This window comes from Micromonospora sp. WMMD1102 (genome assembly GCF_029626265.1).
GTDB lineage: Bacteria > Actinomycetota > Actinomycetes > Mycobacteriales > Micromonosporaceae > Plantactinospora.
Genome location: NZ_JARUBN010000001.1, coordinates 1,756,299 through 1,777,405, shown reverse-complemented (window position 1 = coordinate 1,777,405; position 21,107 = coordinate 1,756,299). Strand labels below are relative to the sequence as shown.

21 protein-coding genes and 1 pseudogene are annotated in these 21,107 nt (G+C 72.8%); 15 read left to right on the top strand and 7 right to left on the bottom strand.

The window, feature by feature from the left end:
* Positions 1-70 precede the first annotated feature (70 nt).
* The 3 genes from fdh to nrfD are packed head-to-tail and all read left to right on the top strand — an operon-like array spanning position 71 to position 5,444.
* Positions 71-3,355, top strand: coding sequence for a formate dehydrogenase (gene fdh / locus O7626_RS08095; protein ID WP_278060528.1), 3,285 nt, complete (start codon positions 71-73; stop codon positions 3,353-3,355).
* Positions 3,356-3,372: 17 nt separating this feature from the next.
* Positions 3,373-4,332, top strand: coding sequence for a 4Fe-4S dicluster domain-containing protein (locus O7626_RS08090; RefSeq protein WP_278066098.1), 960 nt, complete (start codon positions 3,373-3,375; stop codon positions 4,330-4,332).
* On the top strand, positions 4,329-5,444 hold the full coding sequence (nrfD, locus tag O7626_RS08085) for an NrfD/PsrC family molybdoenzyme membrane anchor subunit (RefSeq protein WP_278060527.1): 1,116 nt from the start codon (positions 4,329-4,331) through the stop codon (positions 5,442-5,444). The genes O7626_RS08090 and nrfD overlap by 4 nt, the downstream gene beginning before the upstream one ends.
* Before the next feature lie 162 nt (positions 5,445-5,606).
* Here the strand turns inward: nrfD and O7626_RS08080 are convergent, their stop codons facing one another.
* Positions 5,607-6,296: a TetR/AcrR family transcriptional regulator gene (locus O7626_RS08080; protein ID WP_278060526.1), complete on the bottom strand. Its 690-nt coding sequence runs from the start codon at positions 6,294-6,296 to the stop codon at positions 5,607-5,609.
* 84 nt (positions 6,297-6,380) lie between these two features.
* Here O7626_RS08080 and O7626_RS08075 point away from each other — a divergent pair, with 84 nt between their 5' ends.
* Positions 6,381-7,553 (top strand): FAD-dependent oxidoreductase, encoded by a 1,173-nt coding sequence (locus tag O7626_RS08075; RefSeq protein ID WP_278060525.1) that lies wholly within the window; start codon positions 6,381-6,383, stop codon positions 7,551-7,553.
* Positions 7,554-7,745: 192 nt separating this feature from the next.
* Positions 7,746-7,949 carry a hypothetical protein gene (locus O7626_RS08070; protein WP_278060524.1) on the top strand — a complete coding sequence of 68 codons (204 nt, stop codon included), beginning with the start codon at positions 7,746-7,748 and terminating at the stop codon, positions 7,947-7,949.
* A gap of 32 nt (positions 7,950-7,981) precedes the next feature.
* Here the strand turns inward: O7626_RS08070 and O7626_RS08065 are convergent, their stop codons facing one another.
* Positions 7,982-8,206 (bottom strand): hypothetical protein, encoded by a 225-nt coding sequence (locus tag O7626_RS08065; RefSeq protein ID WP_278060523.1) that lies wholly within the window; start codon positions 8,204-8,206, stop codon positions 7,982-7,984.
* A 141-nt stretch (positions 8,207-8,347) separates the two neighbouring features.
* Here O7626_RS08065 and O7626_RS08060 point away from each other — a divergent pair, with 141 nt between their 5' ends.
* The 5 genes and pseudogenes from O7626_RS08060 (at position 8,348) to O7626_RS08040 (ending at position 12,713) form a co-directional block, all read left to right on the top strand.
* The gene (locus tag O7626_RS08060) at positions 8,348-9,442 is read left to right on the top strand and encodes an ATP-dependent DNA ligase (protein WP_278060522.1); all 1,095 of its coding nucleotides are present in this window, start codon (positions 8,348-8,350) and stop codon (positions 9,440-9,442) included.
* Positions 9,443-9,476: 34 nt separating this feature from the next.
* Positions 9,477-11,051: an alpha/beta hydrolase gene (locus O7626_RS08055; RefSeq protein WP_278060521.1), complete on the top strand. Its 1,575-nt coding sequence runs from the start codon at positions 9,477-9,479 to the stop codon at positions 11,049-11,051.
* A 281-nt stretch (positions 11,052-11,332) separates the two neighbouring features.
* Complete coding sequence (locus O7626_RS08050; protein ID WP_278060520.1) at positions 11,333-11,800, top strand: GNAT family N-acetyltransferase; 468 nt, start codon at positions 11,333-11,335, stop codon at positions 11,798-11,800.
* A gap of 211 nt (positions 11,801-12,011) precedes the next feature.
* Positions 12,012-12,534 (top strand): annotated as a pseudogene (locus tag O7626_RS08045) (helix-turn-helix transcriptional regulator).
* Positions 12,525-12,713 carry a DUF397 domain-containing protein gene (locus tag O7626_RS08040; protein WP_278060519.1) on the top strand — a complete coding sequence of 63 codons (189 nt, stop codon included), beginning with the start codon at positions 12,525-12,527 and terminating at the stop codon, positions 12,711-12,713. Before O7626_RS08045 ends, O7626_RS08040 begins: the two are co-directional and overlap by 10 nt.
* A gap of 25 nt (positions 12,714-12,738) precedes the next feature.
* Here the strand turns inward: O7626_RS08040 and O7626_RS08035 are convergent, their stop codons facing one another.
* Positions 12,739-13,140, bottom strand: a complete 402-nt coding sequence (locus O7626_RS08035; protein WP_278060518.1) for a MerR family transcriptional regulator — start codon at positions 13,138-13,140, stop codon at positions 12,739-12,741.
* A gap of 44 nt (positions 13,141-13,184) precedes the next feature.
* On the opposite strand from O7626_RS08035, the gene O7626_RS08030 reads away from it, so the two are divergent.
* Positions 13,185-14,075 carry an NAD(P)-dependent oxidoreductase gene (locus tag O7626_RS08030; protein ID WP_278060517.1) on the top strand — a complete coding sequence of 297 codons (891 nt, stop codon included), beginning with the start codon at positions 13,185-13,187 and terminating at the stop codon, positions 14,073-14,075.
* 20 nt (positions 14,076-14,095) lie between these two features.
* Here O7626_RS08030 and ligD read toward each other — a convergent pair whose 3' ends face one another.
* A complete protein-coding gene (gene ligD, locus O7626_RS08025) occupies positions 14,096-15,127 on the bottom strand; it encodes a non-homologous end-joining DNA ligase (protein WP_278060516.1) in 1,032 nt (343 codons plus the stop codon).
* Between the two features lie 110 nt (positions 15,128-15,237).
* A complete protein-coding gene (locus O7626_RS08020; RefSeq protein ID WP_278060515.1) occupies positions 15,238-15,777 on the bottom strand; it encodes a hypothetical protein in 540 nt (179 codons plus the stop codon).
* Between the two features lie 111 nt (positions 15,778-15,888).
* Here O7626_RS08020 and msrB point away from each other — a divergent pair, with 111 nt between their 5' ends.
* The 4 genes from msrB to O7626_RS08000 all read left to right on the top strand — a co-directional run bounded on the left by msrB (position 15,889) and on the right by O7626_RS08000 (position 18,831).
* The gene (gene msrB, locus O7626_RS08015) at positions 15,889-16,317 is read left to right on the top strand and encodes a peptide-methionine (R)-S-oxide reductase MsrB (protein ID WP_278060514.1); all 429 of its coding nucleotides are present in this window, start codon (positions 15,889-15,891) and stop codon (positions 16,315-16,317) included.
* A gap of 44 nt (positions 16,318-16,361) precedes the next feature.
* The gene (locus tag O7626_RS08010) at positions 16,362-16,625 is read left to right on the top strand and encodes a Prokaryotic metallothionein (RefSeq protein ID WP_278060513.1); all 264 of its coding nucleotides are present in this window, start codon (positions 16,362-16,364) and stop codon (positions 16,623-16,625) included.
* 101 nt (positions 16,626-16,726) lie between these two features.
* Positions 16,727-17,209, top strand: coding sequence for a GNAT family N-acetyltransferase (locus tag O7626_RS08005; RefSeq protein WP_278060512.1), 483 nt, complete (start codon positions 16,727-16,729; stop codon positions 17,207-17,209).
* A gap of 143 nt (positions 17,210-17,352) precedes the next feature.
* Complete coding sequence (locus O7626_RS08000) at positions 17,353-18,831, top strand: hypothetical protein (RefSeq protein ID WP_278060511.1); 1,479 nt, start codon at positions 17,353-17,355, stop codon at positions 18,829-18,831.
* A gap of 51 nt (positions 18,832-18,882) precedes the next feature.
* On the opposite strand, the gene hemQ is transcribed toward O7626_RS08000, so the two are convergent.
* Positions 18,883-19,587, bottom strand: a complete 705-nt coding sequence (gene hemQ, locus O7626_RS07995) for a hydrogen peroxide-dependent heme synthase (RefSeq protein WP_278060510.1) — start codon at positions 19,585-19,587, stop codon at positions 18,883-18,885.
* Positions 19,584-21,098 (bottom strand): protoporphyrinogen oxidase, encoded by a 1,515-nt coding sequence (gene hemG, locus O7626_RS07990; protein WP_278060509.1) that lies wholly within the window; start codon positions 21,096-21,098, stop codon positions 19,584-19,586. Before hemG ends, hemQ begins: the two co-directional genes overlap by 4 nt.
* Positions 21,099-21,107: the final 9 nt, after the last annotated feature.

Below are 21,107 nucleotides of genomic sequence, written 5' to 3'. Positions count from 1 at the left end.
CTGGGTCGAGCCGGCCGGTGACGGACGGGCTTAGTCGACCCGGCCGGTGACCCGAGGACAGGAGGCGCAGGTGCGCGGAGTACCGATCGGCTCGTGGCCGGTCTGGCGCCAGCTCACCGGTCCGGACCGGACCGGCCGGGCCGCCTCGGTGAAGTCGCGGCACAGCGCCGACCTGCACACCCGGACCGCCGACGCCGACCGGGTGGTCAAGTCCGTCTGCCCGTACTGCGCGGTCGGCTGCGCGCAGAACGTCTACGTCTCGGCCGAGCGGGTGGTGCAGATCGAGGGCGACCCCGACTCGCCGGTGAGCCGGGGACGGCTCTGCCCGAAGGGCGCCGCCTCGCTGCAACTGACCACCGACCCGGGTCGGCTGTCCAAGGTGCGTTACCGCTCGCCGTACGCGACCGACTGGCAGGACCTCGACCTCGACACCGCGATGGAGATGATCGCCGAGCGGGTGGTCCGGACCCGGCAGCAGACCTGGCAGGAGGAGCACGAGGGGACCCGGGTGGCCCGCACGATGGGGATCGCCAGCCTCGGCGGCGCCACCCTGGACAACGAGGAGAACTACCTGATCAAGAAGCTCTTCACCGCGCTCGGGGTGATCCAGGTGGAGAACCAGGCCCGGGTCTGCCACAGCTCCACCGTGATCGGCCTCGGCACCTCGTTCGGGCGCGGCGGGGCCACCACCTTCATGCAGGACCTCCAGCACGCCGACTGCATCGTGATCGAGGGCTCCAACTTCGCCGAGGCGCACCCGGTCGGCTTCCAGTGGGTGCTGGCGGCCAAGGCCCGCGGCGCCACCGTGATCCACGTCGACCCGCGGTTCACCCGGACCAGCGCGCTGGCCGACCTGTACGTGCCGATCCGGGCCGGCACCGACGTCGCCTTCCTCGGCGGGATCATCAACCACGTACTCAGCGAGGGCCGGGACTTCCGGGAGTACGTGCTGGCGTACACGAACGCCGCGACGATCGTCGACGAGCGGTTCCGGGACACCGAGGACCTCGACGGGCTCTTCTCCGGCTTCGACCCGGACAGCCACACCTACCGGGAGGAGAGCTGGCAGTACGAGGGCGTGCAGCTGGTCTCGGCGACCGGCGAGCGGGACCGGCAGTTCGAGGCCCGGGTGGCGGCCGGACGCGCCCGTGACGAGCCGGCGGGTGCGGCGGAGCGGGACGGGCGCGGCTCGGGCCGGGGCGAGAAGTTCGGCTCCGGCACCGCGGCCCTGGACGGCCAGCCCCGCCGCGATCCGACGCTGGCCGACCCGCACTGCGTCTACCAGATCCTCAAGCGGCACTTCGCCCGCTACACCCCCGAGATGGTCGAGCGGATCTGCGGCATTCCGCCGGAGGTCTTCGCCCAGGTCTGCCGGCACCTGGTGGAGAACTCCGGCCCGGAGCGGACCAGCGAGTTCGTCTACGCGGTCGGCTGGACCCAGCACTCCGACGGCTCGCAGTTCATCCGGGCGGCCAGCATCCTGCAACTGCTGCTCGGCAACATCGGCCGGCCCGGCGGCGGCATCCAGGCGCTGCGCGGGCACGCCAGCATCCAGGGCTCGACCGACGTACCGACGCTGTTCAACCTGCTGCCCGGCTACATCCCGATGCCGCACGCGCACCAGACGCAGACCCTGGCCGACTTCATCGTCGCCGACGCCGCCCGCAAGGGGTTCTGGGCGAACATGCGGGCCTACACGGTGAGCCTGCTCAAGGCGTGGTGGGGGGCGGCGGCGACGGCGGAGAACGACTTCTGCTTCGACTACCTGCCCCGGCTGACCGGCAGCCACTCGCACTACGACACTGTCTTCGAACAGCTCAACGGCACCTGCAAGGGCTACTTCCTGCTCGGCGAGAACCCGGCGGTCGGCTCGGCGAACGCCCGGATGCAGCGGCTCGGCATGGCCAAGCTGGACTGGCTGGTGGTCCGGGACCTCAGCATGATCGAGAGCGCGACGTGGTGGAAGGACGGGCCGGAGATCGCCTCGGGCGAACTGGCCACCGAGCGGATCGGCACCGAGGTCTTCGTGCTTCCGGCGGCGGCGCACACCGAGAAGGACGGCAGCTTCACCAACACCAACCGGCTGCTGCAATGGCACCACCAGGCGGTCGAGCCGGCCGACGACCGGCGCAGCGACCTCTGGTTCATGTACCACCTGGGCCGGCTCATCCGGCAGAAGCTGGCCGGCTCGACCGATCCGAAGGACCGGCCGATTCTCGACCTGACCTGGGACTATCCGACCGTGGGGCGGGCCGCCGAGCCGGACTCCGAGGCGGTACTCGCCGAGATCAACGGCTGGGACGCCGACGGCCGGCCGCTGTCGACGTACACCGAGCTGGCCGAGGACGGGTCGACGGTCTGCGGCTGCTGGATCTACTGCGGGGTGTACTCCGACGGGATCAACCAGGCCGCCCGGCGCAGGCCGGCCGAGGAGCAGCACTGGGTCTCGCCGGAGTGGGCGTGGGCCTGGCCGGCGAACCGGCGGCTGCTCTACAACCGGGCCTCGGCCCGGCCGGACGGCCGGCCGTGGAGCGAGCGGAAGAAGTACGTCTGGTGGGACGCCGACGCCGGCCGGTGGACCGGGTACGACGTGCCGGACTTCGAGCCGACCAAGCCACCCGACTACGAGCCGCCGGCCGACGCCAGGGGGATCGCCGCGCTGCGCGGCACCGACGCGTTCATCATGCAGGCCGACGGGCTCGGCTGGCTCTTCGCGCCGACAGGTGTGCTGGACGGCCCGCTGCCCACGCACTACGAGCCACAGGACTCCCCTGTGGACAATCCGCTCTACGGCCAGCAGCGCAACCCGGCCCGGCTGCTCCGGCCGCACGAGCAGAACAGGTACCACCCGAACGGCTCGCAGCGCGGCACGCAGACCTTCCCGTACGTCGTCACCACCTACCGGCTCACCGAGCACTTCACGGCCGGCGGGATGAGCCGGTTCACGCCGTACCTGGCGGAGTTGCAGCCGGAGTTCTTCTGCGAGGTCTCCCCCGAGCTGGCCGCCGAACGCGGGCTGGTGCACTGCGGCTGGGCCACCATCGTCACCGCCCGGGGTGCGGTCGAGGCCCGGGTGCTGGTGACCGAGCGGATCGCGCCGCTGCGCGTCGACGGCCGGGTGGTGCACCAGATCGGCCTGCCGTTCCACTGGGGACCGAACGGACACAGCCGGGGCGACGCGGCCAACGAACTCACCTCGATCTCGCTGGACCCGAACTCGCACATCCAGGAGAGCAAGGCGTTCTCCGCCGACATCCGCCCCGGCCGGCGGCCACGCGGCCCGGAGCGGGTGGCGCTGGTCCGGGACTACCAGCGCCGGGCCGGGGTCACCACGTCGACCGGGACCGAGGTGTGACGCCGGTGGCTCCGGACCTGCGCGAGACGACCGGGGACCGGCGCGATCCGGCCACCGCCGGCGGATATTCGCAGCCGCCGGAACGGGTCGGCTTCTTCACCGACACCAGCGTCTGCATCGGCTGCAAGGCGTGCGAGGTGGCCTGCAAGGAGTGGAACGCGGTACCCGAGGACGGGCTGAACTTCACCGGCATGTCGTACGACAACACCGGCCAGCTCGGCGCGAACTCCTGGCGGCACGTCGCCTTCGTCGAGCAGCCCCGCCGGCTCGGCCGGCAGGAGGCCCAGCTCGCCCCGGCCGAGGTCCCCGAGGCGCTGCGCCGGGCGGCCGGCGGCCGGACCGCCGTCTCGCTCGGGATGCCGGGGTCGGCACCGCCGGACGGGCACGTGGACGCCGTACCCGGGATGGACTTCCGCTGGCTGATGTCGTCGGACGTGTGCAAGCACTGCACGCACGCGGCCTGCCTGGACGTCTGCCCGACCGGTTCGCTGTTCCGCACCGAGTTCGGCACCGTGGTGGTGCAGCAGGACATCTGCAACGGCTGCGGCTACTGCGTGCCGGCCTGCCCGTACGGGGTGATCGAGAAGCGCGAGCGGGACGGCCGGGTCTGGAAGTGCACCCTCTGCTACGACCGGCTCTCGGTCGGCCAGGAACCGGCCTGCGCCAAGAGCTGCCCGACGGACTCGATCCAGTTCGGTGAGCTGTCCGAGCTGCGGGCCAGGGCCGCCGCCCGGGTGGACGCGCTACAGGCGGCCGGGGTGACCGACGCCCGGCTCTACGGCGCCGACCCGTACGACGGGGTCGGCGGGGCGGGCGCGTTCTTCCTGCTGCTGGACGAGCCCGAGGTGTACGGGCTGCCACCCGACCCGGTGGTCACCACCCGGGACCTGCCGGCGATGTGGCGCCGGACCGCACTTGTCGCCGCCGGGCTGCTCGCCGCCCTGGCCGCCACCGCCCTGCCCGGAGGTCGCCGATGACGCACACCGACGTACGCCTCGATGCCGCGCCGGACCTGCCGGTCGAGCGGGACGCGCTGGTCGGCTCGGCCGGCCGGCCCGGTCGGCGGCAGCGCGGCGAGCGGCTGATGGTGCCTCGGGCCGAGTTCCGGTCCTACTACGGCCGGCCGGTGCTCAAGCCGCCGCCCTGGGAGGCGGCGGACATCGCCGGCTACCTCTTCCTGGGCGGGCTGGCCGGCGCCTCGTCGACGCTTGCCGCCGCCGCCGAACTCACCGGCCGGCCGAGGCTGGCCGCCGGGCTCAAGGCCGGTGCCGGGGTGGCGCTGGCCGGGTCGCTCTACTCGCTGGTGCACGACCTGGGTCGCCCGGAACGGTTCCTGCACATGCTGCGGGTGGTGAAGGTGACCTCGCCGATGAGCATCGGCTCCTGGCTGCTCGCCGGGTACGGCCCGCTGACGCTTGTCGCCGCCGGCAGCGCGGTGACCGGTCGGCTGCCCCGGCTGGGCCGGCTCGGCACGCTGGGCGCGGCCGTGCTCGGGCCGGCTGTCGCCTCGTACACGGCGACGCTCGTCGCGGACACCGCCGTACCGGCCTGGCACGAGGCGTACCGGGAACTGCCGGTGCTCTTCGCGAGCTCGGCGGCGGCCTCGGCCGGTGCGCTCGGGCTGCTCGCCGCTCCCGCGTCCGAGGCCGGTCCCGCCCGCCGGGCCGCGCTGCTCGGTGTGGCCGGCGAGCTGGCTGCGGCGTACCGGATGGAGCGCCGGCTCGGCATGCTGGCCGAGCCGATGCGGCAGGGGTTGGCCGGCGGGCTGCTCCGGGCCGGCCGGCTGCTCAGCACGGCCGGCGCCCTGGCGGTGGCGGCCGGCGCCGGGCCGACCGGCCGACAACGGCAGCGGGAGCGGCCGGGCATTGGCGGCCGGGTCGCCACGGTGACCGGCGGCCGGATGGCGACGGTGGCCGGCGGGCGAGTGGCGACGGTGGCCGGCGCGGTGGCGATGCTGGCCGGTTCGGTCTGTCTCCGGTTCGGCGTCTTCCAGGCCGGGGTGGCGTCGGCGCGTGATCCGAAGTACACGGTGCAGCCGCAGCGGGACCGGGTGGCGGCGCGTACCGGCCGGCGCAGGCGGAACCCGTGAAGGCGGTGCTCCGGTTCCTGCCGTTCGCCGGCATCGTGCTCGGCACCTGCGCGGCGGCCGTGCTCGCCGGCCGGCGAGCCGGGCCGACCGGTCGGCGCGGCCGGCGCCGCTGACCGCTGAACGCTCACCGCCGCGTCGTCACCGTCACCGTCACCGTCACCGTCACCGGTCAGGCTCTGGCGGCGCCGAGGGGTCGGCGCCGGCCAGTGCGAACAGTACGGTGCGGACGGCCTGCTGGAGGTCCTGCCGGTTCTGCTCGCTGCCGGGGGGCGGGGCGGTAAGCGAACCGGCCCCGGCCAGGCGGTCGAAGAGCAGCCCGTCCACGCAGGCGACGAGGTGGTTGCCGCTGCGCTCCGGGTCCGCCGCACCCGCCTGGGCGAGCAGTGCCCGCGCCTGGTTCCGGGACGCGGTGCCGTAGGCGAGGATCTCCCGCAGCTCGGGGTGGTGGGTGGCCTCCAGCAGGCAGGCGTACCGGGCCAGCGTCCGGGTGCGTCCGGCGGTCAGCCAGTGGTCGAGCACGTTCGCGATCCGGCCGGCGAGCTGGTCGAGTTCCCGGGGTCCGAGCGGTCCACCCCAGGCAGGCGACTCGGCGGGTGGCTCGGTGGGTGACTCGGCGGGTGGCTCGGTGGGCAGGTCGGTGGCTTCGAGGTCGGCCCGGTCAAGGTCGGCGAGGCGGCGTACCACCGCCTCGATCAGCGCCTTGCGGGTCCGGAAGTACACCGAGGTCGAGCCGAGCGGCAGCCCGGCGCGGGCGTCCACGGCCCGGTGGGTGAGTCCGCGCATGCCGAGTTCCGCCACCAGTTCGATCGCGGCGTCGGTGATCACGGCGAACCGGTCCCGTCCTGCGGTCACCCGGTGCTCCCTCCGATGTCGTTTCTACGGCTGTAGTATGGCCTTCTACAGATGTAGAAGGGCCAGTTCTCGGAGGTGGGCGGGATGGATCGGACCGCAGTGGTGGTCGGGGCCGGAATCGGCGGTCTCTGCGCGGCCCTGGCGCTGCGCCGGCACGGGTGGCAGGTGACAGTCCTGGAACGGGCGCCCGCGTTCGGGGCGGTCGGCGCGGGAATCACCCTGCTGTCCAACGCGCTGACCGGGCTGGCGGCGCTCGGCCTCGACGAGCGGATCCGGGCCGCCGGCCGGGTGGAGGCGGCCGGCGGGACCCGGACCGCCGACGGCCGGTGGCTGTCCCGGCTCGACGCCGCCGACCTGGCCGGCCAGCTCGGCACGGAGTCGCTGGGCATCCACCGGGCGACGCTGCACGAGATCCTCCGCGCCGCCCTCCCCGAGGGCACGGCCGTGCACACCGGGGCGGAGGTGGTCGAGCTGGTCGCCGGACCACCCGCCGAGGTCACCTACGTCTCCGGCGGCGTCCGCGACACGCTCCGGGCCGACCTGGTGGTCGGGGCGGACGGGCTGCGCAGCGCGGTACGCCGCAGCCTGTGGCCGGACGCCCCCGCCCCGGCGTACGTCGGCAGCACCGCCTGGCGGGGGGTGACCGCCGCACCGTGGACCGGTGAGCTGCTGGTGGCGATCACCTGGGCCCCGGGTGCCGAGTTCGGGATGGTGCCGCTCGGCGACGGCCGGGTCTACTGGTTCGGTGCGGTGAACGCCCCGGAGGGCGGACGGGCGCCGGACGAGTTGCGGGCGGTCCGGGAGCGGTTCGGGTCCTGGCACGCGCCGATCCCGGCGCTGCTGGACGCGACAGGGCCGCAGGGGGTGCTGCGCAACGACCTCTACCACCTCGGCACCCCGCTGGGCAGCTACGTGACGGGGGCGGTGGCGCTGCTCGGCGATGCCGCGCACGCCATGACACCCAACCTGGGCCAGGGTGCCGCACAGGCCGTCGAGGACGCGGTGGTGCTCGGGTCCAGCCTGCCGGACGGCACCGAGGTGTCGACCGGTCTCGCCCGGTACGACGCGCAGCGCCGCCCGCGCAGTCAGCAGGTGGCCCGCGCCTCCTACCTGGTCGGCCGGTTCGGACAGCAGCTGCGCAACCCACTGGCGGTAGGACTACGCAACGTGACGATGCGGCTCACGCCACCCCGGGTCGCGCTCCGCTCGATGGCCCGGTACGCGGACTGGCGCCCGCCGGCCGAAGCCCGCGACTGAGCCGCCGCCCCGGGGCACCCCAATAGCAGAAAAAGCCCCGTATCCGGCGCGAGATGAATCGACCATTCACCTACATTCACGCCACCACGGTGCCGTAATCCGTGCCCGAACGTCCCGATTAGCCGCATAATGCAACACGGACCGCAGGGGCATCCGCCCCAAAAGCGGCTAAAAGGAGCGAAAGGCCCGATCGTGAAGCTCACTTTCATTCGCAAGACGGCGCAGTCCCAGGTCAACAACTGCCCGTCGCTGTACCGCACGGACCGTGACACCTTCATCGTGCAGGGCTGGCGCGTCGCGGACCCGGAGGCGCTGGCCCAGCTCGACATCCCGGCGCACGAAACAGCGGTGGAGGTGCCGGCCGACGTACTGGCCGAGATCGCGAAGACGCTGTAGGGACGCGCAGCCCCCCGATAGACATCGTCGGTTCACGAGGCCCGGCCGGCCGGACGTTCGCGCAGGTCGGCCAGGGTCACCGGGGTACGGGCCAGCAGCAGCCGCTCCAGCGCCGCGACCGTACCCACCTCGCCGACCACGTCCACCCCGCCCACCTCCCCCCGATAGGCGTACGCCAGCCGGTAGAGGTACCTCCCGGCAAGCCGCTCGACGGTCACCTGCCACCGCCCGCAGCAGGTGCAGACCCAGCCCCGCATCCGGCGAAGATAGCTCTGAACTGCGAAAACTCCTCGGTCGAGGTACCCGAGGCGAGACTGGCGGGCCAGTTGGGGCGGATGTGACACCGGGTACGGCCGCAGGGCACCCCGGCCCGTCGCCCATCTGGTTGACTTGGCCGGGTGGAGCTGCCGATCAACCCGCCGGTCGAACCGATGCTGGCCAGGAGCGTGCCGAAGATCCCCACCGGGCCCGGGATGAGTTACGAGCCGAAGTGGGACGGCTTCCGCTGCATCGTCTTCCGGGACGGTGACGAGGTCGAGCTGGCCAGCCGGGGCGGCAAGACGCTGACCCGGTATTTCCCCGAGGTCGTCGCGCAGGCCCGGAGGCAGTTGCCGACCCGCTGCGCGGTCGACGGCGAGCTGGTCGTGATCCGCCGGGACGGCCCGGACGGCGAGCCGAGGCTCGACTTCGAACTGCTCAGCCAGCGCATCCACCCGGCCGCCTCCCGGGTCAACATGCTGGCCGAGACGACCCCGGCCGACCTGGTCGCCTTCGACCTGCTCGCGGTCGGCGACGAGTCGCTTGTCGACCGGCCCTACCAGGAGCGCCGGGCCCGGCTGGTCGAGGAGCTGCGCGACGTCGTACCCCCGGTGCACGTCACCCAGACCACCAGCGACCCGGAGACGGCGGCCCGGTGGTTCGAGATCTTCGAGGGAGCCGGGCTGGACGGGCTGGTCGCCAAGCCCGCCGACATCCCGTACGAGCCGGGCAAGCGGCTGATGTTCAAGGTCAAGCACACCCGCACCGCCGACGTGGTGGTGGCCGGCTTCCGCTGGCACAAGTCCGGCCCGGTGGTCGGCTCGCTGCTGCTCGGGCTCTACGACGAGGCGGGCACGCTGCACCACGTCGGCGTCTCGGCGTCGTTCACCGCCGCCCGCCGGGTCGAGCTGCTGGACGAGCTGGCGCCGTACCGCGAGGGTGTCGAGGAGCATCCCTGGGTGCACGGCGACCACACCGCCGGGCAGCGCATCCCGGGCGGTCCGAGCCGGTGGTCCGGCACCAAGAGCCTGGAGTGGGTGCCACTGCGGCCGGAGCTGGTGGTCGAGGTCGGCTACGACGCGATGGAGGGGGACAGGTTCCGGCACACCGCCCAGTTCGTCCGCTGGCGGCCCGACCGGGAGCCGGCCTCCTGCGGGTACGACCAACTCGACCGTCCGATCCGGTTCGACGTCGACCAGGTGCTCCGGGGCGACCCGCTCGCCTCCGGCGCGTAGCCTGACCGTCGACACGAACACGGAGGACGTTCCCTTGCCCCGCTCGCACCTTCGCCGACTGCCCCTGGCCGGTCTCCTCGTCGCCGTGCTGCTGGTCGCCGGCTGCACCATCCCGCTGTTCCGGCCGGACGACGCGGGCGAGCGCGGTGGGCCGGCGGCGCAGCCCAACGGCGCCGCCGCCGCGGACTGGAAGCCCTGCCCGGAGGTGCCGCGCAAGCTGGTCGGCCGGGCCGCGTCCGGCATGCGGTACGACTGTGCCACCATCGCCGTACCCGCGGACTGGAACACGCCCGGCGGTGCCGGCGCGGGCGGCGACAAGCTGGAGATCTCGCTGCTGCGGATCCGCTCGGCGAAGCAGCAGGACCGGATCGGCTCGCTGCTGGTCAACCCCGGCGGGCCCGGCGGTTCCGGCGTCGACTCGGCGGTCTACCTGTCGTTCGGGGCCAGCTTCGGCGGGCTGCCCGACGAGGTGACCCGGCGTTTCGACGTCATCGGCTTCGACCCTCGCGGAGTGTCCCGCTCCTCCCCCGTCAAGTGCGTCTCCGACGCCGACCTGGACAGCACCTTCGGCTTCGAGCCCGACCCGGCCGACCAGGCCGAGTTCGACGAGCTGGTGGCGCTGAACCGCAGGATCGGCGACACCTGCGGCAGCAGGTACGGCGAACGGCTGCGGCTCTTCTCCACCGAGCAGGCCGCGCACGACATGGACGCGATCCGCACCGCCGTCGGCGACGAGAAGCTGAGCTACCTCGGCTACTCCTACGGCACCCTGCTCGGCGCGACGTACGCCCAGCTCTTCCCGCGCAATGTCCGGGCGCTGGTGCTGGACGGCGCGGTCGACCCGAAGCAGGACATCGTGGCCGGCTCGGAGAGCCAGGCCAAGGGCTTCGAGCGGGCCTTCACCAACTTCACCACCTGGTGCCGGCAGACGCCGGGCCGCTGCCCGATCGCCCCGGACGCCCGGGGTGCGGTGACCGACGCCCTGGAGAAGGCCCGGGTGAATCCGGTACGCGGCGAGGGCGGCCGGGATGCGACCGCCGGCTGGATCTTCTACGCCGTGATCTCCTCGCTCTACACCGAGTCCGGTTGGCAGAAGCTCGCCGCCGCGATCGACTCGCTCGGCGCGGGCGACCCGAAGGAGGTCTTCGAACTCGCCGACGCCTACGCCGAGCGGGGCGAGAACGGGACCTACACGAACCTGTTCGACGCGAACCTCTCGGTGAACTGCGCCGACGAGGAGGGCAGGGTCGGGGTGGAGCGGATCCGGTCGTTGCAGTCGGAGTGGCGTGAGAAGTACCCGCTCTTCGGCGCCCCGCTGGCAGTCGGCATGCTGAGCTGCGAGTTCTGGCCGGGACAGCGGGACCCGTACCCGACCGGCCCGGCGACCGGCGCCCCGCCGATCGTCGTGGTCGGCACCACCGGCGACCCGGCCACGCCCTACGAGCAGACGCCGAAGCTGGCCGAGATGCTCGACGTCGGCGTGGTGCTGACCTGGCAGGGCGAGGGACACACCGCCTATCCGCAGACCCGCTGCATAACCGACGCCGTCGACGACTACCTGATCGACCTCAAGCCGCCGAGCGGCGGCACCACCTGCCCCGCCCGCTGACACCCGGGGTCCGAGCGTCTCTCCTGGGCGGGTGGGGCGGTCCGGGCGCCCGGACCCAACCTCTCGGGCAGACTGTCGAGCTGGGTGCACAAACGGGGCAGCCGGCGCACACGCACCGCCCGACAGCAGGCCCACACGCACCGCACTGCAGCGGGCGCACGAACGGAGCAGCTCGACAGTCTGCGCTGCGACTACCTGCCGACCGCCAGGCCATGGCGGTCCGCCCGGATCCGCCCATTCGGTAGCGGCACCAGCAGGTGCGATGTGCCAGGCTGACCCGCATGGCTGAGCTGATCTTCCGAACCGCCCGCCGCGAGGACGTGCCGGCGATCGTCGCGATGCTGCTCGACGACGAGGTGGCCGTGAGCCGGGAGCCGGCGGAGCCGACCGGCGAGGAGGTCGACGCCGCCTACTGGGCCGGCTTCGAGGCGGTCGACTCCGACCCGCGCAACGAACTGGTCGTCGCCGAACTCGACGGCGAGCCGATCGGCACCATGCAGCTCACCTTCATCCCCGGAGTGAGCCGGCGCGGCGCCGAACGGATGCAGATCGAGGCTGTCCGGGTCCGCTCCGACCGGCGCGGCGACGGCATCGGGCGGCGGATGATGACCTGGGCGGTGGACCAGGCCCGGGAACGCGGCTGCCGGCTGGTCCAGTTGACCACCGACAAGCGGCGTACGGACGCGCACCGCTTCTATGCCGGACTCGGCTTCCGGGCCAGTCACGAGGGCATGAAACTGTCGCTCTGACGCGCTTAGCGAATCGCCGCTCCGACCGCAACACTGTTACTCGCCCGATCATGAGCAATCGTTGCTCAGCCGTTCCTCAACATATCGTCGCACGGCGGTTCGGTGTTTACAGCCCTGGTCACCACCCCTAAGGTCGGGAGTCCTACCAGGACCGTCCCGTGTGCCAGCGGATCGGACCCGCGCCGACATCTTCTGTGGGGAGTGAGCGATCGTGGGCGGCATGTCGGAATTCCTGATCACGGAACTGCGGATCCTACGCACGTCACGCGGCTTGAGTCAGGAGGACTTCGGAAAGGCGATCACGTATTCGGGAAGTCATGTCTCGTCCGTGGAGACCAGGCAACGGCCACCGACCGAGGACGGCCGGGAGAAGCCGCCGCTGGTCTTCGCGGTGCTGGACGAGGCTGTGCTACGCCGCTGCGTCGGCGGCCCGGCGGTGATGCGGGAACAGCTCGAACATCTGTTGGTGATGGCGGAGCGACCGAATGTGAACATCCATATAGTCCCGGCCGCCACCGGGGCGTACGTTGGACTGGCCGGTGCGTTCGCGATCGCCACGCTGGCGGACTGCCGGGACCTGGTCTATCTCGACCACCAACTCCAGGGGCTGGTCTCGGAGCGGCCGGGACGATCTCCTGCTCGTCCGTGAGGCGTGGGAGAAGGTGCGCGGCGTTGCACTGCCTGTGCAACAGTCCATCGAGTTGATCAGGGAAGTGGCGGAGACATGGACGTAGCAGAGGCCCGGTGGCGCAAGTCGACCCGATCCAGCCCCAACGCCGGCAACTGCGTGGAGGTGACCGGCAACCTGCCCGGCCGGGTGCTCGTCCGGGACAGCAAGGACCGGTCCGGGCCGGTGCTGGCCTTCGGCCCGGACGCCTGGCGGTCCTTCCTGGCCGAGGTGTCCCGGGACTGACCGGGCGGGCACGCGAGCACGCGGCTCACTCCGTCGGGCAGACGCCGGAACCGCCCGGGTACGTCGACACCCGCCGCTCGGTGACCGCGATGTAGTCGACAAGCGCCTGCCGGGAGCGGGTGAGCGTGTCGGTCCGGTCGTCCAACCCGTGCAGCCGGGCCCGCAACGTGTCCAGCAGTTCGGGGCAGGGTTCGAGTTCCGGGGCCGTACCGGTGGCGCAGGGCAGCAGGAATCCGATCTCCTGTGTGGAGAGTCCGGCTTCGAGCAGTCTCCTGATCTGGGTGACGGTCACCACGTCGCCGTCGCCGTACTCCCGGTAGCCGCTGCTGGCCCGTGCGGGTTCGAGCAGGCCCTGGGCCTCGTAGTAGCGCAACTGGTGCGTGTTGACTCCGGTCTGCCGGCTCAGCTCCCCGATCAGCACGGTCACGCCTCCTTGACCTTCATATCGGTGTGAACGTCGATGATCCTGCCATGAACATCGACAAGACTCCGGTGACCGTCGTCGGCCTGGGCCTGATGGGCCGGGCGCTGGCCGGAACGTTCCTGCGCGCCGGTCACCCCACCACCGTGTGGAACCGGACCACGGCGAGGGCCGCCGAACTCGTCGCCGAGGGGGCGCGGCTCGCCGGCTCGCCCGCCCAGGCGGTGGCGGCCAGCCCGCTCGTGATCGTCTGCGTGTCGGACTACGCCGCCGTACGCGAACTCCTGGAACCGCTGGGCGACAGCCTCGGCGGGCGGGTCCTGGTGAACCTGACCTCGGGTACCTCCGAGGAGGCCCGGCGGACCGCCGAGTGGCTGACCCGGCGGGGCGGCAGCTATCTGGACGGGGCGATCATGGCGGTCCCGCCGGCGATCGGCACGGCCGAGGCCACCCTCTTCTACAGCGGCCCCCGGGCCGCCTTCGACCGGCACGAACCGACGCTGCGGCTGCTCGGCGCCGGCACGACATATCTGGGTGCCGACCACGGGTTGTCGTCGCTGCACGACGTGGCGATGCTCGGGGCGATGTGGAGCGTGCTGAACAGCTTTTTCCAGGGCGCCGCCCTGGTCGGCACGGCCGGCGTGGACGCCGCTACCTTCGCCTCGTTCGCCGGCCCGCTGATCGGGACGGTACGCGACTGGCTGCCCGACCTGGCACAGCAGATCGACAAGCGCGAATACACGGCGCGGGACGCGACCATCGGCACCCACCTGGGCGCGATGGCGCACCTGGTGCACGAGAGCGAGTCGCTGGGAATCGACGCCGAACTGCCGAGGCTGCTGAAAGCGATGGCGGACCGGGCCGTCGCCGACGGGCACGCCGACAGCGACTACGCGGCGATGATCGAGCAGTTCCGCAGGCCCAGCCACGACGACGGGTGAGTCGACGCGGCACCAGTCGGTCAATCCTTGCGGTCGCGGTCCCGGGACGGCTGGACCCGCTTCGGCTCCCCCGGCATTTTCGGGTGGTCCGGCGGATAGGGCAGGTCACCGGAACCGTCCCGGTCGTCCCGGTCGGCCCACTCCAGCAGCGGGCCGATGTCCCACGGTGCGTCGTCGATGCCGGCGTGCGGGTCGCCGATCTTCGCGATCCGCTCCGGCACCGTCCGCAGGTCGAAGTCGTCCGGCTCCACGTCCGGCAGCTCGTCCCAGGTCACCGGGGTGGAGACGGTGGCCCGGGCGTTGGCCCGCAGCGAGTAGGCACAGGCGATCGTGCGGTCCCGGGCCATCTGGTTGTAGTCGACGAAGACCTTCTCGCCGCGCTGCTCCTTCCACCAGGCGGTGGTGACCAGATCGGGGCGGCGCCGCTCCACCTCCCGGGCGAACGCGATCACCGCCCGGCGCACCTCGGTGAAGGTCCAGCGGGGCTCGATCCGCAGGTAGACGTGCACACCCCGGCCGCCGGAGGTCTTCGGCCAGCCGGTCGCGCCCAACTCGTCGAGGATCGCCCGCACCTCGCCGGCCGCCTCCACCGCGTCGGCGAAGTCGGTGCCCGGCTGCGGGTCGAGGTCGATGCGCAACTCGTCGGGACGGTCGACGTCGCCGCCCCGGACCGGCCAGGGATGGAAGACCACCGTCCCCATCTGGGCCGCCCAGGCGACGTGCGCCAGGTCGGCCGGGCACAGCTCGTCGGCGCTCCGGCCACTCGGGAACTGGATCCTGGCGGTCTGGATCCAGGGCGGCACACCCCGGGCCGGCACCCGCTTCTGGTAGAACATCTCCCCCTCGATGCCCTCCGGGAAGCGCTGCAACGCCGTCGGCCGGTTGCCCAGCGCCCGCACGATCCCGTCGCCGACCGCGAGGTAGTAGTCGAACATGTCCTTCTTGGTGAACCCGCGACGGGGGAAGTAGACCCGGTCCGGGCTGCTCAGCCGCACCGTGTGCCCGGCCACCTCGACCTCGACGGGCTTCGCCTTCGCGCTCCCACCAGCCATGCGCCGACCCTATGCCACCGGTACGACACCCGCGGCCCGACCCGGAGACGCCGTCGGGCGGCACACCTGCCCAGCTCAGCCCAGCCCAGCCCAGCTCAGTGCAGCCCAGCTCAGCGCAGCGGTCGCGGCTCCGGCTCCGGCTCCCAACTGCCGTGCCGGTGCGCCTCCCAGACCTGGCAGAGCAGCACCAGCTTCTGCTCGAACCGGGGATCACGGTCGAAGAGGCCGCCGTCGTACGGGGCGGGAAGCCGCAACGGCGCGGCGTCGTCGAGATAGACCGCCACGACGGTACGGCCACGGCGCCGCTCCGCCCGCACGTCGGCCACCCGCGACCAGGCCACGAACGCGCACGACCGGTACGCCCGGCCGCACAGTCCCGCCTCGTCCAGCCGGACCCGGGTGCGGAGCCGGTCGGCGGTGCCGCAGAGCACTCCGAGCGGCAGCGGCGCCAACACGGCGACCCAGCCCAGTTCGCCGAGGTCCCCCTGGCCGGGCAGGGCACCCGCGATCACGATCGCGGCGCCGCTGCCCAGTCCGCCCCAGCGCAGTCCCCGGACCACCGCCTGCCGCCAGGTCAGCCGGAACTCGGCGAGCACCGGCCGGTGCTCGCGACGCCGTCTACTCCCGCCCGGCCAGGTGGCGGTTCGCATGTCCTGTCAACGATCCGGCCGCCGGCCGGTGATTTACCAGTTGTTTCCCGCTGTTTTCGCAAGTCTTCACGGCACTTCGCCGCCTGACGATCTCCGCCGTACCGTAGGAGCATGGCTGACAGCACCCGGGACGACCGGGGGAACACCCCCCTGCCCAGCAACGAGGAGGAGTGGCGGGTCCGGCTCACTCCGGAGGAGTTCACCGTGCTCCGCAAGGCGGGCACCGAACGGCCCTGGACCGGCGAGTACGTGGACACCAAGACCCCCGGCACCTACCACTGCCGGGCGTGCGGGGCGGAACTCTTCGCCAGCGACACCAAGTTCGACTCGCACTGCGGCTGGCCCAGCTTCGACCGGGCGCTGCCCGGCGCGATCCGCTATCTGGAGGACCGCTCGCTCGGCATGGTCCGGATCGAGGTGCGCTGCGCCAACTGCGACTCCCACCTCGGGCACCGCTTCGACGGCGAGGGCTTCACCCCGACCAACGCCCGGTACTGCATCAACTCGATCTCGATGCGCCTGGACCCGTCGACCACGTAGAATTGCCCCATCTGCGGTGAAACGGGGAATACGGGGGATTCGACATGGCGACCACCTGCGAGGTCTGCGGCAACGACTACTGGATGGCGTTCGAGGTCCGCACCACCAGCGGGGACGTGCACACCTTCGACTCGTTCGAGTGCGCGGCGCACAAGCTCGCCCCGGTCTGCGAGCACTGCGGAATCCGGATCATGGGGCACGGCGTCGAGGTCTCCGGCCGGTTCTTCTGCTGCGGGCACTGTGCCCGCGCGGTCGAGGGCGAGCGGGGGGCGGAGATCCGCGACGCCGTCGGCGCCCGCCCCGCCTGACGGGAAGGAAGGGCCCCTTTTTAGCGGATTCTGTAGATGCGGGGGCCCTTCCTAACACCCTCAGCGGCGGCGTGGGCATGGTCGGCGCCTACCATCGCGGGATGCACCAGTCGCAGACGCCATCGCTGGCGGCGGACCCCGCCAGCCGGGAGAAGTTCCGGGTCGCATCCTTCGCCGACCTCGACGCCCGGACCCTGCACGACCTGCTGAAGCTGCGGGTCGACGTCTTCGTGGTCGAGCAGGAGGCCGCCTATCCCGAACTCGACGGCCGGGACGTCGAGCCGGGCACCCGGCACCTCTGGTTCAGCCGGGGCGGCCGGCCGGTGGCGTACCTGCGACTGCTCGCCGACCCGGGCGGGGTGGAACGGATCGGCCGGGTGGTGGTGGCCCCCGAGGCCCGCGGCGGCGGGTACGCCGGACGCCTGATGACCGAGGCGCTGGCCCTGGTCGGCGCCCGGCCCTGCGTACTCGACGCCCAGGCGCACCTGGCCGACTTCTACGCCCGCTACGGCTTCACGGTCAGCGGCCCCGAGTACGTCGAGGACGGCATCGCGCACGTGCCGATGCGCCGCGAGCCGGTGTAGCACGCCGTTTCCGATGAATACTGCCGGTTGTCCGGCCGGTCGGGATTGTTCGGTCGGGGTCGCCGCACCGAGTGGCGCTGTCTAGGCTCGGGCCGTCAGCCAGGCTGCGCCTGCTTCGCCGTCCACCTCTCCGGGAGGCGTCCGTGCGTTCCCTCCGACAGATGTTCCGGATCGGCCTGGCCGTCTCGCTGGCCGGGCTGCTCTCGCCGGCCGTCGGCAGTCCCGCCGAGGCCCGCGAACCGGCAGCCGTGGTCGCCCTCACCGCACCGAGCCAGGTCCGGGTGCCGGAGGCCACCACCAGCCCCAAGTCGGCCAAGTTCCTGATCGAGAACCCGTCCGGGCAGACCGCCCGGAACGTCTCGGTGCGGATCGACGTCGCCGGCCTACCGGACACCATCACGACGGTGATCCCGGCCGAGGAGCGGGGCTGCCGCCAGGTCGAGGAGATCGTCTGCACCCTGCCGGAACTCGCGGCGGGCAGCGCACACACCTTCACCGTCGGCGTACTGCCCGCACCCGGGGCCGGCGCCCGGTCCGGCACGATCACCGCCAAATCGCGGGCGGACAACGCCGCCGAGTCCTACCCCGCCACCACCCAGGTGGCACTGGTCCGGGGCAGCCGCCACGACCTCTTCGTCGCGGCGATCGACGAGTTCGAGCTGGCGGCCGGCAAGACGGCCGAGCTGCCGGTGGCGATCCGCAACGAGGGCAGCGCCACCGTCTCCTCGGTGAGCATCGGCGTGCAGGTCTTCGCTCCGCTGGAGACACCCGACCCCTACGGCAACTGCGAGTACTTCGCACCCAACCGGACGCTGATCTGCCGGGTGGACCAGCCGCTCGCCCCGGGCGAGACCCTGGTCGTCGATCCGGCGACCCCGCTGCTGGTCAAGGTCGCGGCGAACGCTCCCGGACCGTACACCTACCGGGGCAAGGTGTCCGCCTATCCGTACGTGGACGAGGAGCCTCCGCTGCCCGAACCCGACTCCGCCGGGCGGTCCGGCGGACGGCAGCTCCGGCTGGTCCCGGCCAGCACCGCGGCGCGGGTGCCGGTCGAGGACGTCAACGAGGACGACAACACCAGCCTGGTCAGCATCCGGGTGCCGCTGAACCCGGCGGACAGCGTCGCGCTCGGCGCCAGTGTCAGCGGCCCGCTGGGCGTGACGAAGACGGTCCGGGTCGGCATCCGCAACGACGGGCCGGCCGACGTGCTGCTGCCCGACGTCGAGCCGTGGCGACCCTCGGCGCTGGTCACCATCCCCGAGGGCCTCAGCGTGCAACGCTTCCCGGCGGAGTGCGAAGCGGACGGCACCGGCGGGCTCCGCTACCGCTGCTATCCCGCCGACCCGCTGCGCGCCGGGGCCACCGTCCACTTCGAGTTCGCCGCCGAGGTCGCCGGCCCGGCCGGTGCCGCCGGCTCGATCGTCGTGGACGGCGGCGTGCAGGACCTGGAGACCGCGAACAACACGGCGACGATCACGTTCGACGACGGCGGGGGCGGCGGCGCTGACGAGCTGCCGATCACCGGCACGCCGACCGGTCCGACGGCGACGTTCGGGACGTTGCTGGTGACCGCCGGTGTGCTCTGCGTCGTGCTGACCCGGCGCCGCCGGCAGGAAGCCTGACGACGGCCCCGCCGGGCGTGACCGCTACGGCAGCCCCGCCGGGCGTGACCGCTACGGCAGCCCGTTCACCAGCTCGCCGATGCTGCGGCGCCGGCCGGTGTAGAACGGCACCTCCTCGCGGACGTGCCGGCGGGCCCCGGAGGCGCGCAGGTCACGCATCAGGTCGACGATCCGGTGCAGTTCGTCGGCCTCGAAGGCGAGCAGCCACTCGTAGTCGCCGAGCGCGAACGAGGCGACCGTGTTGGCCCGGACGTCCGGATAGCCCCGGGCCATCATGCCGTGCTCGGCCAGCATCTCCCGGCGCTCGGCGTCGGGCAGCAGATACCACTCGTAGGAGCGGACGAACGGGTAGACGCAGATGTAGGCCCGGGCCGGCTCACCGGCCAGGAACGCCGGGATGTGGCTCTTGTTGAACTCCGCCGGCCGGTGCAACGCCATCTGCGACCAGACCGGCGCCAACTGCCGGCCGAGCGCGGTGCGCCGCAGCCGCCCGTACGCGTCCTGGAGGGCATCGCTGGACGGCGAGTGCCACCAGACGAGTACGTCCGCGTCGGCGCGCAGCCCGGAGACGTCGTAGCTGCCCCGCACCACCACGTCCTTGCCGGCCAACTCCTCGAAAAGCGACTCGACCTCGGCGGCCACACCCTCCCGGGCCTCCGGCAGCGGCCCGGTCGCCCGGAACACCGACCACATCGTGTAACGGATGCTCTCGTTCAGCTCGCGCAGCCGCGCCGCGTTGCTCTGCTCCGCAGTCATGCCCTCGATACTCCCAGCACTTTGATGATCTCTTCGGCCGCGGTCTCGCCGGAGCGTACGCAGACCGGAATCCCCACCCCGTCGTAGCCGGCGCCGGCCAACGCCAGGGTCGGATGCGCGGTCCGCAGCGCCGCCCGGGCCGCCGCCACCCGGTCCAGGTGACCGGGGGCGTACTGCGGCAGTGCGCCGCCCCAGCGTTGCACGTGGCTGTCGACCGGCTCCGGCAGCGCCGCGCCGAGCAGCCCGGACAGCTCCCGGTGCACCGCCGTCACCAGCTCGTCGTCGGCGCGTTGCAGCAGGTGCTCCTCGCCGTACCGGCCGACCGAGGCGCGCAGCAGCACGGTGCCGTCCGGCCGGCGCAGGTGCGCCCACTTGCTGGTGAAGAAGGTGGCCGCCTTGACCAGGGTGCCCTCGGCGGCCGGCACCAGGAATCCGGAGAGGTCGGCCGGGACGGTGCCGGTCGCGGGGACCCGGCCGGCGGTCGGGGCGACGGCGGCCGACAGTGCCGACGGCCCGGCGCCGGCCGGTCCGGTTTCGGCCACCGGGCCGGGCAGGGCCAGGCTGACCAGCGCCACGCTGGCGTAGTCGAGCCGGCCGACCAGCGCGCCGGCCGCCACGTCGACCCCGCCGAGCAGCCGGGCGGCGGGCCGGGCCGGCAGGGCCAGCAGCACCGCGTCGACCTCGACCAGTTCCGGGTCGCGGGTCGGGCCGATCACCAGCCGCCAGCCGCCGGGGACGGGCAGCAGCTCCCGGACCGCCGCGTCCAGCCTGATCCGGGCCCGGGCCGCCTCGACCACGGCCGCCACCAGCCGGCTCACCCCGCCGTCGACGGTGGCGAAGACGGGGGTACCCGCCGGCCGGGGCGCGGCGGCCAGCGCCGCCCGGACCGCCCCGGTCAGGGTCGGTTCGGCGCGGGCCGCCCGGGCCAGCCCCGGCATCGTGGCGGCCAGCGAGAGTTCGTCGGCGCGGCCGGCGTAGACGCCGCCGAGCATCGGGTCGACGAGCCGGTCCACCACCTCGTCGCCGAGCCGGCGCCGGACCAGCTCGCCGACCGTCGGGTCCTCGTCCGGGCCGAGCAGCGGGTGGCCTCCGTCGGCGTCCCGCTCCGCCGCCGGCCGGGCCACCGGAGCCACCGCGGTCAGGTCACCGGGTACCCCGACCAGGGTGCCCGGCGGCATCGGCCGCAGTTCACCGGCGATCGCCAGGGCCGCCCGGCCGGTCGCCGGGTGCACCAGCGCGTCGGCCAGCCCCACCCGGCGGGCCAGGGCGATCGCCGCCGAGTCACCGCCGGCCGGGTCCCGGGTCAGGAACGCCTCGGCGCCGAACTCGACAGTCGATCCGGCCAGTTCCCCGGTGCGCAGCTTGCCGCCGAGCGCGCCGGACTGCTCGTACACGGTGATCTCGGTGTCGGCGGGGAGCCGGTCCCGCAGCCGGAGCGCGGCGGCCAGCCCGGTTATCCCGCCGCCGACCACGGCGATCCGGAACCCGTCGGCCCGGGTGGTGTCACTCACCGGCGTGCC